The sequence below is a fragment of the Verrucomicrobiales bacterium genome (assembly GCA_016793885.1).
Taxonomy (GTDB): Bacteria; Verrucomicrobiota; Verrucomicrobiia; order Limisphaerales; family UBA11320; genus UBA11320.
Window position 1 is genome coordinate 21,729 of the sequence record JAEUHE010000032.1, and the last position, 14,080, is coordinate 35,808.

At 59.4% G+C, this 14,080-nt stretch carries 10 protein-coding genes; 1 reads left to right on the top strand and 9 read right to left on the bottom strand.

Going from position 1 to position 14,080, the window contains the following annotated elements:
* Positions 1-22: 22 nt before the first annotated feature.
* The 4 genes from JNN07_04160 to JNN07_04175 form a co-directional block, all read right to left on the bottom strand.
* The gene (locus tag JNN07_04160) at positions 23-538 is read right to left on the bottom strand and encodes a zinc ribbon domain-containing protein (protein ID MBL9166912.1); all 516 of its coding nucleotides are present in this window, start codon (positions 536-538) and stop codon (positions 23-25) included.
* Positions 539-554: 16 nt separating this feature from the next.
* The gene (locus JNN07_04165) at positions 555-1,496 is read right to left on the bottom strand and encodes a pyruvate ferredoxin oxidoreductase (GenBank protein MBL9166913.1); all 942 of its coding nucleotides are present in this window, start codon (positions 1,494-1,496) and stop codon (positions 555-557) included.
* Positions 1,497-1,550: 54 nt separating this feature from the next.
* A complete protein-coding gene (locus JNN07_04170; GenBank protein ID MBL9166914.1) occupies positions 1,551-3,377 on the bottom strand; it encodes a 2-oxoacid:acceptor oxidoreductase subunit alpha in 1,827 nt (608 codons plus the stop codon).
* 186 nt (positions 3,378-3,563) lie between these two features.
* Positions 3,564-4,331, bottom strand: a complete 768-nt coding sequence (locus JNN07_04175) for a type II secretion system protein (protein ID MBL9166915.1) — start codon at positions 4,329-4,331, stop codon at positions 3,564-3,566.
* A gap of 104 nt (positions 4,332-4,435) precedes the next feature.
* On the opposite strand from JNN07_04175, the gene JNN07_04180 reads away from it, so the two are divergent.
* On the top strand, positions 4,436-5,008 hold the full coding sequence (locus JNN07_04180; GenBank protein MBL9166916.1) for a tRNA-(ms[2]io[6]A)-hydroxylase: 573 nt from the start codon (positions 4,436-4,438) through the stop codon (positions 5,006-5,008).
* A 51-nt stretch (positions 5,009-5,059) separates the two neighbouring features.
* Here JNN07_04180 and rho read toward each other — a convergent pair whose 3' ends face one another.
* The 5 genes from rho to JNN07_04205 all read right to left on the bottom strand — a co-directional run bounded on the left by rho (position 5,060) and on the right by JNN07_04205 (position 14,035).
* Entirely contained in the window at positions 5,060-6,388 is a 1,329-nt protein-coding gene (rho, locus tag JNN07_04185) for a transcription termination factor Rho (protein ID MBL9166917.1), read from the bottom strand.
* 497 nt (positions 6,389-6,885) lie between these two features.
* Positions 6,886-9,054, bottom strand: coding sequence for a ribose 5-phosphate isomerase B (gene rpiB, locus JNN07_04190; protein MBL9166918.1), 2,169 nt, complete (start codon positions 9,052-9,054; stop codon positions 6,886-6,888).
* A gap of 54 nt (positions 9,055-9,108) precedes the next feature.
* Entirely contained in the window at positions 9,109-10,185 is a 1,077-nt protein-coding gene (locus JNN07_04195; protein MBL9166919.1) for a hypothetical protein, read from the bottom strand.
* A 37-nt stretch (positions 10,186-10,222) separates the two neighbouring features.
* Positions 10,223-11,533: a phosphoribosylamine--glycine ligase gene (gene purD / locus JNN07_04200; protein ID MBL9166920.1), complete on the bottom strand. Its 1,311-nt coding sequence runs from the start codon at positions 11,531-11,533 to the stop codon at positions 10,223-10,225.
* Positions 11,534-11,635: 102 nt separating this feature from the next.
* Positions 11,636-14,035 (bottom strand): hypothetical protein, encoded by a 2,400-nt coding sequence (locus JNN07_04205; protein ID MBL9166921.1) that lies wholly within the window; start codon positions 14,033-14,035, stop codon positions 11,636-11,638.
* Positions 14,036-14,080 lie beyond the last annotated feature (45 nt).

The window sequence follows — 14,080 nt, forward strand, 5'->3', positions numbered from 1 at the left end:
GCAGCGGTAGCCTGCCAGACGATCAATACTCATACAACCCAGGATCATGCGAAAACGCATCTCCCCCGGCCCCTCCACCCTGCCCTTCCGATTCATCTCCCATCATGCCACCCAGCACATCTCCCATGTCCGCCTCGATCTTGTCCGGATCCTCGCCGGCTTCGAGCCGCTTGATGGCGACATCAAATTCCTTGGGCAAGGCCTGTCCTGGCATGATCTCCTTCATCCGCTTGAGCATCTGAGCCATGTGACGAGGATTATTTTCGTCCAGGTGCTCCATGTCCCGCTCCATGGCACTCATGGCACGGGCCACGCGAGGATCGGAAAGATCTGGCATGCCGGCGTCAGAGTCAGGACCGCCGGGATCAGCTGCAGCGGGCTCGGCCGCTCCACTGATCATGGCAAAGGCGCTGATCTCTTTCGACAGACGCCGGTTCCCGCATTTCGGACACGCAGGAGTTCGCTTCGGTTGTACCCGCTTGGACAGGAAGCTAAATACCTTGCGACACTTGCCGCAGGCGAACTCATAGATGGGCATAGGCCGAACAACGGAATCACTTCATTCGATCGAAGCTCTTCTGGAGGATCTGCCAATCGGCCAACCCCTGAACCTTCGCCTTCGCGTCGGTCATGATCTGTGTTTCTCGTGCATTCTTGGTCGGCTTCTTGACCTGGTAGAAGATGCCAAACTTACCCGGGAAATCTTCGCTCGCCAGCTTGTAAGCCGCCATCTCGTTGGTCACATCGTGATCCGCGGGGACGAGTTCGAACTTGCCGCCTTTGCGGGGATTGGAGGCATCGAAGGCGCCTTCATAAAACTCCACGCACTCGCTCAAGCACTCGATGAAGCTGAAGCCGTCATGATCCATCGCCGCTTCCATCATCTGCAACACATGATTGGGATTCGTGTGCGTCGTGCGGGCGACGAAGGTGGCGCCGGCGCTGATCGCCTGCTTCATGGGGTTGATCGGTTGATCCACCGCACCCCACTGGTCGGTCTTGCTCTTGAAGCCAAGCGGAGACGTCGGCGAGGTCTGCTTCTTGGTCAACCCGTAGACCCAGTTGTCCATGACCACCAGGGTCATCTTGATGTTCTTGCGGGCCGTATGGTTGAAGTGATTGCCACCGATGGAAAAGGCATCCCCGTCGCCGCTGAACGCGAAGACATGCAGGTCTGGACGGGAGAGGCTCACGCCACTGGCGAACGGAAGCGCACGACCGTGGATGTAGTGGGCGCCGTGGGCTTGAACGAAGTACGGGAAGCGGCTGGAGCAGCCAATGCCCGCGATCGTCGTCACCTTCTCGTGGTGAATCTTCCGCTTTTCGATCAGCTTAAAATACAAGGCCAACACCGAAAAGTCGCCGCACCCGGGACACCAGGTGGGATGATCCGCCGCGATTTCCTTCTTCGTGAGCCCCTTCCGTTCACTATCAGGAATCGGAGGAATCTGCACCGCTGAACTGCGGGGAGGAGTTTGAAAAAGAATTGTGCTCATGTGTGTGACTTGAGAATCAGGGAGTTCAGATAAAATCGTTTAGCGCTCGCGGGCTTACTGGTTACCCTTGGAGATTTCAGCCAATAGGGCTTCAGAATACTCCAGGACGTCCCGCACTTTCCACGTCAGGCCATCCACCTTGTTGATGCCCCGGATCTTTGGATCGCAATAGCGAGCCCGTAGCAAACTGGCGAGCTGTCCGTGCCCGTAAAGCCCCCCATCGTTCATCTCCACGACAAACACGTGCTTGAATCCGGCAAAGATGTTTTCGAGCCCGTTCGGAAGCGGGTTGATGTATTTGAGGTGCATCGCGGAATACGCCAAACCTTGCGCCCGCGCTTTGCCAACCGCCTCCTGAATCGGGCCCTGGGTGGAACCCCAGCCCACGAACAGGACCTGCCCTTCGTTCGGACCGAAGATCTTGGGAACCGGCAGCTCGTTGGCCAAGGTCTGCAGCTTCTTGCGACGCTTGATCGTCATGGCCTGATGAAGCTTCGGCGATCCGGTGGGATGGCCCAGCTCATCATGTTCCAGCCCAGTCACCACGGGGTACTTGCCAGTGGCCACGCGGGTTCCGGGAACAATATGACGGGTCACGCCATCAGCGGGCGTTAAATCGTAAGGCTTGTGATCCGCAACCGGCGTGAGGTCCGGAGAAATATCCTGCATGACCTTCTGCAGATCCGGTTGTTCGAACGCCTCGATCCGGGTCGCGATCGCCTGATCGGTCAGCAGGATGACGGGAACGCTATACTTGCGCGCGATGTTCACCGCTTCGATCGCTGTGTAGAAGCAATCCTCCACATTGGCCGGAGCCAAAACCACGCGCGGGGAGTCACCATGACCTCCGAAACAGGCGATGTTCAAATCGCTCTGTTCCACATTGGTCGGCATGCCGGTTGAAGGGCCGCCGCGCTGGACATCGACAATCACGATCGGCATCTCCGCCATGACCGCCCAGCCCAAGGCTTCGGTCTTCAGTGAAATGCCAGGACCGCTGGAGCCGGTCACCGAAACGCTCCCCGCATAGCTAGCGCCCAACGCCATCGAGATACTGGCGATCTCGTCTTCGCATTGGATGAAGGCACCGCCATACTTGGGAAGTTCGCGACGGAGCAGCTCCATGATGTCCGACCAAGGAGTAATCGGATATCCCGCGCCGAAACGAACGCCCGCAGCGATCAGTCCGAAACCCAGGGCTTCGTTGCCGCCCATGACCACCTGCTGGGAGCCGCGCTTCTGGCTATCCACGAAACGGAACGTCTCGAGAACATTGTCCAATTGGAAACTAAAGCCCGCATGAAAAGCGGAGAGAGCGTTCTGAGTGATGCTCGCATCCTTGCCGGTAAACCGTTCGGCGATCAGCTTCTCGAGTTTGGGCAAATTCAGGTCGAACATCTTGGCGACCAAGCCCAGCGCGAAGAGATTCTTTCCTTTGTCTTTGCCGCTGCCGCCGATGGCCTCGATCGTTCGCGACGAGATGGGCACGCCCACATGACGGTAATTGGCCTGCAACTCCGGATTCGGCTGAACATGGTCCGAATCATAGAGAACGATCCCGCCTTTGCGCAGCGAGTTCAGATGTCCCTCGTAGGAGTGCTGGTAGAAGGCCAGCAGCACATCCGCTTCGTCACCCGAGCTCAACACCTCGCCCGAACCGATACGAACCTGGAAAATCGACGGACCGCCCGAGATCGTGGACGGGATGGTCATGAAGGTCATGACCTCCTGTTCGCTGCGCCCGGCAAGCCGGGCCAAGAAACCTCCGATAGCCTGAATGCCGTCCTGGGAGTTACCGGCAATGCGAATCACCGCCTCGGTGATCCTCGAAACCTGGGAATTGCCACCGATAGCGGGGGTGGAGACAACCGTTTCACTCATGATTCGTATGTGTGCTGTGTTGCATTGGCCCGTCTCCCAGGCTCTGCGCGTCTCGGCCGAGCCCGTGGCGGGTGAGCGGCGAGCCTAGCATGGGCTGTCCGGCTGTCAAACGCGCACCTTGACCGAAATTTGGCTTTCCTCTACCCCGACAAACAGAGGCCAATCAACGCCTTAGATCAGGTCGGTCTATTGAACATTCGTCACCGCATTGGTCCGCCACTGCTCGGTAACAGCCCAGAGATTCACCGGGTTCAAGGTGCGCCCGTAGCGGATATACTCCGCATGACCATCGGCAAACGTGTAGTTGGATCCCCCCCCGGTACCAGCCCGTCCCCGATTGGAGTGTTTGCCATGATCAATCTCGGTAATGTCATTGCCTAACCCTTGATAGATATCCACATGGAAATGCCTGGACTCGGTGAGTTTCTCCCCGAAGGTCACGGTGTCCGAGGGATACTTTACATAGGACTCCGGCATGCCTATGGGATACTTATGATCCAGGAAGTTGAGCCAATCCTCAGGCTTCAAGGTCGTTTTGAAATAGTCGTCCCACCCGTTAATGATGTAGGTCCGGGCAGCATTGGGAGCCAACTCGGCGGTGTTCCCCTCCGGTCCGGTGGGCAGAATCCGATCGCTCGGACATTTCAAGAGCTTGATGGTCTGATAGAACGGGAAGAGCCGCTCCACCCAGGTCGGTTTGGTGCGGGGGGGATAAAGCCCCTCACTCTCATCGAGATAGAGAATCAGCGATAACCCCAGCTGACGGTGATTATTGAGGCACGAAGCACGTCGTCCCAACTCCTGAGCGCTACCCAAAGCCGGAAGGAGCATCGCCGCCAAAATCCCGATGATGGCAATGACCACCAGCAGCTCAATAAGGGTAAAGGCCGCAGTTGAAGCGGGCGCGGAGGTTCGTACCACACTAAGGGATTGGGCAGGAAGACGCGTTTCCATATACCTATAGACACCAAACTGCGCCCAGGGTTACCGGAATTCGAGACAAAAGGGGATCAACGAACAAGCTTGCCTCGGCTCAGGCAATCGCTAACACCTTCGGGATGCTGCTGTTTCGCGAAAAAATCCCCTCAGATTGGCTGCCTTCGGTGCTGGAACACCTGCCGGAAGTCCTGGTGGACCACGCCCATCTCGAGCGCAAAGCGGCCACCACCTCCCTCAACCTGGAGAAATACCCGGAGCTTTATGCCCGGGTCGGTGAGCTCAACGCCATTGCCATCGAGGAACTCCAGCACTTCGACCAAGTCCTCACCCTGCTCCGACGGCGCAACATTCAGTTCGGCCAGCCGTTCCCGAGCCGCTGGATTAAGGGTCTCATGGGCAGCCATCGAAGAGGAAGACGCGAGCAGGTGATCGACCACCTGGTGTGCTGCGCCTTGATCGAAGGCCGGAGCTGCGAGAAGTTCCAGATCCTGGCGGCAGCGCTGCAATCCATCGATTCGGAGCTGGGAACATTCTACGGAAGTCTGGTGGAATCCGAGGGAAACCACTACGCGACCTACCTACTGATGGCGAAAGCCATCAACGACCCGGAAACGGATCGTCGGCTGGATTTCTACCTGAACTTGGACGCGGAGCTGATTCGGCAACCGCGGCTGCATCATACGCTGCACTGACGGCCCAGTTCGTAACGCAAGCGGCGGCACGAACAGAAAAGAACCCTCAGATCAGCCCATGTTCATCCCGAGCAGGAACTCAATGTTGCTGCGGGTCTTCTTGAGCTTATTGAGCAGCAACTCCATCGCCTCGACCGGCGGGACTCCTGTGAGCGCCCGGCGGAGCACCACCACCTTGTTGTACTCGTCAGGGTGATAGAGCAGCTCTTCTTTCCGCGTACCAGAGAGCTCGACGTTGATCGAGGGAAAGATGCGGCGGTCGACCAAATGGCGATCGAGATGGACTTCCATATTCCCCGTGCCCTTGAACTCTTCAAAGATCACTTCATCCATCCGCGAACCGGTATCGACGAGCGCCGTCGCGATGATGGACAGCGACCCGCCTTCCTCGATGTTACGAGCCGCACCGAAAAAGCGTTTAGGCTTGTGCAGCGCGTTGGCATCGACACCACCCGAGAGGATTTTCCCGGAATGAGGCTGCACCGTGTTGTAGGCGCGCGCCAGACGAGTGATGGAATCGAGCAGAATCACCACATCGCGCTTATGCTCCACCATGCGCTTGGCCTTCTCGATCACCATCTCGGCCACCTGCACATGGCGCTCAGGCGGTTCATCGAAGGTGGAGCTAACGACTTCGGCCGGCTTGCAGCTCCGCTCCATCTCCGTGACTTCTTCCGGGCGCTCATCGATCAGGAGAATAAACAGGTACACTTCCGGATTATTCTTCAGAATGGCGTTCGCCAGCTTCTGCATCAGCACCGTCTTGCCGGTCCGCGGTGGCGCGACAATCAAGCCGCGCGTGCCCTTGCCGATCGGACACACCAAGTCCAACACGCGGGTCGACAGCTCGTCATTGCTCGTCTCGAGCAAGAAACGCCGGTTGGGGAAGAGCGGCGTGAGGTTGTCAAAATGAGTCTTGTCCTTGGCCTTGTCCGGCTCCTCGCCGTCCACAGCCTCCACCTTCAACAACGCAAAAAAACGTTCCTTATCCTTCGGCGGCCGGATCTGTCCGGCGATGACATTGCCGGTCTGAAGATCGAAACGTCGGATCTGGGAAGGAGAGACGTAAATGTCTTCCGGACACGGCAGGTAGTTGAAGCTCTGGGAACGCAAGAAGCCAAACCCTTCACCGAGCACTTCCAGAACGCCTTCAGAGAAGAGAATACCGTTCCGCTCGGCGTTCTTCTGCAGGATGTGGAAAATGACCTCATGCTTGCGCATGGTGCCAAAGTTCTCGATGCCCATCTGGCGGGCCATCTGGTTCAAATCACTCATGCTCATCGCCTGAAGATTGGCGATGTTCACGGTCTGCCCTTGCGGCTGGTCGGCAGGAGCGGGCTTGCGAACGGGACGGGTATCCTCGGCTTCCGCGGTTTCAATCGCATGCTTGGGAGGATTCAGCTGGGTCGACTCGGTCAGCGGCGCTTCCGCCACCTCAGCCGTAATCCGCGACTGATTCCCGGGCACCGACGGAATCGATACCGGATCCCGCTCCCTCAAGGGTAACTGCTCTTCACCGCGAGGCTCAACTGCTCCAGGAGCTTCCCCCGCCTTCGGCTTGCGCGCCATCTTGGGCTTAGCCCCACGAAAACCACGAGGCTTGTCGGCTGCGTCACGCACAGCACCAGGGCCGGATGCCGCTTTCTGAGGTGCTTCAGCAGGCTTGTCCGACTTCTTCGTTACTTTGGCCATAATTAATTTTTCAGTAAAATAAAACGCCGCTCGATCAGGCTTGATTCGCGCCCTCACGAGGTCAGTTAAGGCCTCGTGAGGTTCCCAGAACTTTGATGTGGGAATTGTGCGGGACTGTTCCGTGCAGGGCTGGTCCGGTGATAATCCGGGTGGGCAGCTGCGGTAGAGCTAAACAGGCAGCTCGGTCAATACGGCAAGGGAAAACTTGCGGTCAGTTCACGAACACGCTGCCTCACAACGTGCGCAGCGTCAAGATTCTTAATATCCATGAGGACTTCGCTGATCATGTCGGCAATGGCGGCCATCTCTGGCTCGCCCATGCCCCGGGTGGTCACCGCCGGCGTGCCCAGACGTATCCCGCTGGCCTGGAAGGGCGATCGCGTCTCAAAGGGGATCGTGTTCTTGTTCACCGTGATCCCCGCCTCATCAAGGGCTAGCTGGCAATCCTTGCCAGTAAGCCCGCGGGCTCCCACATCCACCAACATCAAATGATTGTCCGTCCCACCACTGACGAGACGAAAGCCGTTTCGCTTCATTCCATCTGCAAGCGCACGAGCATTTCGTACGACCTGATGCTGGTAAGCGTGGAACGATTCCTGGAGCGCTTCCTGGAAGCAGACCGCCTTGGCCGCGATCACGTGCATCAGCGGGCCGCCTTGAATTCCAGGGAAAACTTGGGAATCGATCTCTTTGGCGAACTGTTCCCGACACATGATCAGGCCACCGCGAGGCCCCCGAAGGGTCTTGTGTGTGGTGGTGGTCACGAAATCGGCATGACCGACTGGGCTCGGGTGCTCGCCCGCCACCACGAGTCCGGCGATATGGGCGATATCCGCCAAGAGCATGGCCCCCACTTCCCGGGCAATCTCTCCCATGCGGGCAAAGTCAATGACTCGCGGGTAAGCGCTGGCGCCCACCGTGATCATCTTGGGGCGATGTTCCCGCGCCATGCGGGCCAGCTGATCATAGTCGATCCGCTCATCCTCTTTGCGCACTCCATAGTGCACGATCTCAAAAAACTTACCGGAGAAGTTCGCCTTGTTTCCATGGGTCAAATGACCGCCATGGCTCAGGTCCATGGTAAGCATCTTGTCACCAGGCTTCAGAAAGGCGAAATACACCGCCATGTTCGCCCCGCTGCCCGAGTGAGGCTGCACATTGGCATGCTCCGCGCCGAATAGCTTCTTAGCACGCTCAATGGCCAGGCGCTCTACCACGTCCACATTCTCACAGCCGCCATACCATCGCTTGCCCGGATACCCTTCCGCATACTTGTTCGTCAGGACGGACCCTTGAGCATCCATCACGGCCGGGCTGGTAAAGTTCTCACTGGCGATCAGCTCGATGTTTTCCATCTGACGATCGCGCTCGTGCTCGATGACCTGCGAGATCTCGGAGTCCACATTTCGCAGCTGCAGCTCCGGCGGGACGGCACGCTCCAGCTTGCGAACCCGACGCTCATGGCGTCCGCCCTCAAAACGCGAAGCCAGAAAAGCCTCGGTAATCTTTCGCGCCTGAGCCGCGGATGTCGATCGACCGGACAAGCACAAGACGTTGGCATTGTTGTGCTCGCGCGCCAGTTGGGCGGTTTTTTCGTCAAACACCAAGGCGGCACGGACGCCGGGCACTTTGTTGGCAGCGATGCTCATGCCGACGCCGGTCGTGCAGAACAGAATCCCCAACTCGACCTGATGGTCAGCGACCATCTGGGCGACCGCATGACCATAGTCGGGATAATCTGTAGAATCCAAAGAATGGGTGCCAATGTCGTTGACCCGCAGTCCAAGCCCCTTGAGATGCTCCTTGATGGCCTCCTTCAGCTCGAAACCGCCATGATCAGCACCCAGGGCCACGGTGCCCTTCGCGGTGTTTTCAACTGCTCCTCCGGATACGCCGGCCGTCTGGTCTAGAAAATTCAACATGGATGCAATGCCTTGCTCAATCTGGTCGCGGCAGTTCCGATACACTTCATAGGAACCACCGATCGGATCACTGATGTCTTTCTCATACTGATCCAACGTCTCGTCAAACTCCCGCAGCAGGAAGGTCTTTTCCGCAGCTTGCGGGTACAGGAGGATGATATTGTCCACGTGGTTGTGGGTCATCCCAAAAATGTAGTCGGCCCGTGCTACCAGGTCGGCGCTCAGCGGACGGCTGCGCTGGTGCGCAATATCGATGCCCAATTCCGCCAACGCCCGAACCGAATACTCGCTCGGAGCTTGACCGTCGATCGCCCCAACCCCGGCCGACAAGGCCTCGTAGCCCTTTCGGCCCCGAGTGATGTGACGGAACAGCCCCTCGGCCATGGGGCTGCGGCAAATGTTTCCGGTGCAAACGAACAAAACCCGTTTCATGTCGTAGCGATCTTTCGAAATTGGAACTGTGTTATCAACTCGTCAATGGTGAAATTATCCGCGCCGCGCCTTGCGGACAATGGCTAGACCCTTCAGCAGGTCCAGAGCACGATTCAGGACAGGATCCTGAACCCGAGGGGTTTCCTCCACCGGATCCAGCTGGTTGCCCGTGCTAATGGTGTCCGAATCCAGACGTTTTCCTTCCTTCTGCAAACGCACTAAATCCGCCTCGTTCACGCGCCGGCGAGCCGCCCGAGCGGAGGCCGAAGTGTTCTTGCCACTGGCGGCTGCCGCATCCGGTTTGCCCAGTGTGCGCGACGGATCCTGCTGATACAAGCGTTCCTGTTCCAAGTCCACGGAAACGGTGATGTCAGGAACCAAACCCCCGCTCGGAATCTCCTTTCCATCAGGGGTTTTCACGGGTTGGTTAGCAATCGACAACCGCTGCCCATTCTGGAGCGCGAACTCGCGGAAGGTCGCCGCATTCCCAGCCGTCTTGCTTCCGACCAAAATCCCCGTCTCAGTAAAGCGGAGCGCAGCCGCCAGGGCCTCCGGACTCCCCGAGGTCTCGGCATTGACCAAAATGGTCCAAGGAATCCGGGCCACGATGCTCGTTCCACCCGACTGAACCAATCCCCCGCCCCAATCGAGCAATGGCTGAGTCCCGGCGACCAACTGGGAGGCCACCGCCACCGCCGACCCAAAATCGCGCCCCTTGGTAAACCGCAGGTCCAAGATCCCGCCATTCACCTGATTGCTGGATACCAAGGCCCGCAACTGCTGAGCCACCTCATCAGCCACGCCGTCCAACAGGGGGAGCCTGAGGTAAGCGAAGCGCTCCTCCATCAGCCTGGCCTCCACCGAATCCTGGCGGGCGGGTGCTGGTGCGTTCGTTCCCGATATGAGGTTGACTCGGTCAGCGAACTGGGAAAGCAACCCCCTTACGGAAGCCTTCTGCAATGCTGCTTCATCTATTCCGGGCAGGTTCGTTCGGAGTAGCTCGTAAACCTCCCGAAAGTCCGGCGAGGAGACAGGCTCAGCACCGGACATCGGCAGTGCGGAGAGGGATGCCACCCAGCACCACCCCACCAGTCTGCTCAGACAAGTCCAGCTCTTGTTCTTCGTTTCCATACGTGAATCGGAGTTCAGCACCATCGGCGTGTGTCGTTCATCCGCAAGCCAAGCCGGGACTCAGCCCCTTGGCCCCGATGTCGCGTCGATACTGCTTCCCCTCAAACTGAATCAGCTCGGCCGCGTCATAGGCGCGCTTCTGCGCCGCCGCCAGGGTGACATCCCATGCCGTGACGCCCAGGACGCGGCCGCCTTGCGTGACAACATCCTCGCCTTGAAGCGCGGTGCCGGCGTGAAACACCTTCACCTGCGCCAACTTTGCGGCCGCCGCCAACCCCCGGATGACCTTGCCCTTGGCATAGGATCCCGGATAGCCGCCCGAGGCGAGCACCACACACACGGAGGCGCCCGCTTTCCAGCGCAACTCCTGCTTCGACAGCGTCCCGTCGACGCTCGCTTCGAGCAGCTCCAGCAAGTCGTTCTCCAGTCGCGTCAAGTAAACCTGCGTTTCCGGGTCGCCAAACCGCGCGTTGAACTCGAGCACCCGCGGACCTTCGCGAGTCAGCATGACTCCAGGATACAAAATGCCATGAAAATCAATCCCCTCCCGCTCACAGCCACGCACCCAGGGACCGAGGATCTGCTCACCTGTTTCCTGCAACTGCTGCTCGGTGAGGAACGGTGTCGGGCAATAGGTGCCCATGCCGCCCGTGTTCAGCCCCTGGTCGCCATCCAACGCTCGCTTGTGATCCTGGGAACTCGGAAACAGCTTGGCAACTCGGCCGTCGCACAGGGCATGCAGGGAGATCTCGACGCCCTCCAGCAACTCCTGAATGACGACCAAACTCCCCGCCTGTCCGAAGGCCTGCTTCACCAAAATGTCATCGATCGCCGCGTCCGACTCACTCACCGAATGGCACAGCAGCACCCCCTTGCCCAGCGCCAAACCATCGGCCTTCACCGCACAACGCCCCCCCAGCGAAGCCGCGAAACGCTTGGCCAGCACGGGGTCGGTGAAGGTTCCCGCCCGCGCAGTCGGGATGCCGTGGCGCTCCATGAAGGCTTGGGAAAACGCCTTCGAAGATTCAAACTGGGCGGCTACACGGTTCGGGCCCCAAATCCTCAGTCCCCGCTCGTTGAACAGATCAACGATGCCCAATGCCAAAGGGTTGTCGGGCCCGACCACGGTCAAGTCCACCTGCTGAACACTGGCGAAATCGGCCAAAGCTGCAATGGCTTCCGCGGAGATCGGAACGCACTCCACCGCTTCGCCACTCGAGGCCAGGGTTTCCTGGCCGATGCCTGCATTGCCAGGAGCGCACCAGAGGTGCTTCACTCGACTGGAGTTCGCCAACTTCCACACTAAGGCATGCTCGCGACCGCCCGAGCCAATGACCAAAATCTTCATCAGGCGGGTGATTGAATCACTAATGCCCCGTCGAGAGCAAAGAACTTATTGAGGAATGTAATCCCCTTGCCGCCAAGGTTCTACAGTCCCTCCCACCCCAAATCAACGGTCGCTGGAATCCAGCGCCGCCAACGCACGAGCGCGAATCTTCAGGTTCGGGTGTTCCCGGAGTCGAACCACGGCCTGAGGAGAAAGATCGGCGGCCCTCACGCGACCTTCCTCAAGGCCGCGCAGCAAAACCGGCACCCATTCGAGTTTGGCCACCAGCACTTCGGAAGACACCTGTCGAAGCTCGGTCGATAAGCCGTCCCATCGGCGAACCAAGCGTTCGAGATCCTCCGTCTTTCCAATCACGCGCAGCACCTCCATCGCAGCACCCTGCAAGGAAACCAAATTGGTCGCCATAACGGCCTCCAACAACGCCGAGCGAGCCAACTCGCTCGGAATCACTTCCGTAAATCGAATCGCCTTCAACCGCTCGGCCTCGGGCAGCCGACTGTCGTTGACCTTGGCGATGATCGCATTCTGAGCCGCCGGATTTCCGCAAAACGCATCAACTTGCCGAGCTGCCCCTGCCAGCTCGTCGTTCGGGCTCGCCGCAAGTCGTTTCAGCAATCGCTTCACTCCTGGGTATCCAGTCCAGACTTTGCTGGATTTCTGCCCCTTCATCATCCCCATCAACCCCGCCGCACACAGCGCGGGAGACTCCTCCGAGATCTCAAACAGGAAATCCAATCCACGATTCACCGCACGAGCGTCGCGCGAGGCAAAAAGCTGCTGCACGGCCCTGTTCAGCAGTTCCCCCGCCAGCGACAAGCCAGGATCCCCTACCCGCCGAAGAACCTGAAACGCACCCACCTCATCCCTCGCCACAAGCGAGTCGAACGCACCGGCGGCCAAGGACTTGATCACGTCATCCGCCTCGCCCGCCGAGGTCAGGAGCAACGATTCCATCGCCTGCTGCAACACGGTCTGCGCCGCTGAACCAGTGGGTTCATTCGTAGCGGCTGCGGCCCCGTAAGCCAGTCGCCTGAGGGAGTTGGCCACCTCGCGGCGAACGCGTGGGTCGCGATGCTCCGCTTGGGCCCTCAGGGCTACCCCCTGCTCAGGACTCAAACTTCCGACCTCACCGAGTAGTCGGACCCCCCAGGCGCGCACCACGGCATCGGAGGCCGCCAAGGCTCGCGTTAGAGCCTCAGCCCGCCCTGCCTTCAGGGATGCCAGCGTCCAAAGCGACTCCAGCCGAACGCGGGTTGAAGGCCCTTCGTCCAGCCGCCGAAACAAGGCCTGTCGGTCTTCCGCCGAAGCCTCGCTAGCCAGGCGCTGACGCGCCCAGGTTCGCAACCATCCATTAGTGGACTCCAACAACGGGATCAGTTCCGCGGAGCGCACGCGAGCGAGCGAACTCCACGAGGCCGCGGAAGCCAGCCCCGCCCCCCCAATACGAGCAATGCCGACGCCGCTGCGCACCCACATCGCCCCTCCGGGTCCCGCGATCGAGCGTTCTCCCCGCTCCAGCCATGACGCCGCTTCTGGTCCCAAGGTTGAGAAGACCGCACTCGCGCGAAAACCGGCCCCATCGGGCTGGAGGCGAAAACTCAATCGGGAGGGAACGTTGGTAAACCACAAAACACCCCCCACAACACCGGAGCCCACTGCATCGGATGCTTCTGCGAAGGTAAGCCCGTAGCTTCCGTAGCGGTGCAAACTTGGGTCACCAACCGCACCCATTCGAGGCGTCCGATACTGCAGGGGCGTCGGGAAAGAGTTCAAAGGAAGGAAATTGCCCCCCGCGACGATGTGGAAGAGGCTTTCCCGCGTGCGCGTTGCTGCGAAAAGGTTCCCCTCAGGATCGAAGGCAAGAGCTACCGGCAGCAACGGGCCGTCCGAGACGGTCTCGAGGATTCGTGCCTCGGGATGGTACCTCATCACTCCACACCCCGCGCGCGAGGGAACGACCACCCCCGCCTGTTTGGACTCAAGCGAAGCCACCCCCGATCCTTCGTGGAGAAAGTAGATCCAAGAGTCAGGCCCGCGCACGAACGAGGTGAGCTTGCCACCCTGGCCAGTCCCCAGAAAGCCGGTGACCAACTGCTGACGTCGGTCAACGCGATCATCGAGATTGGTATCCTGCAATAGCCACAGTCCGGTGGCTGTCCCCACCAACACCCCCTGCGGGGTCCAGATGAAGCCCGTGGAGTCAGGCAATTCGTCACTAAACAATTTCAGGGCGTGGGACGGCTGCGGAGCCGCGGACTCTTCGACGATGAGGACACGCCCCTGACGTCCTGGGGAGGTGGTGACCGCTTCCAGCAGCCACAGCCGGGGACGGGTATCCCAGGACATGGCCACGGGCTCGGAATCGATCTTGGCGAGGGATAGCCAGTTCGCGTCCGGAGGAACTCCCGATGCGAAGGACAGCCCAATCCATAGGAGGGCGACGAAGCCGAACGGCCACCCTCGAACGGGGAGACGGTTTGTCCTGACACACGGTTTATTCATATCTCGTCCATTGTTAGAATCGAACCGCCTGCCAAGTGCTGAACC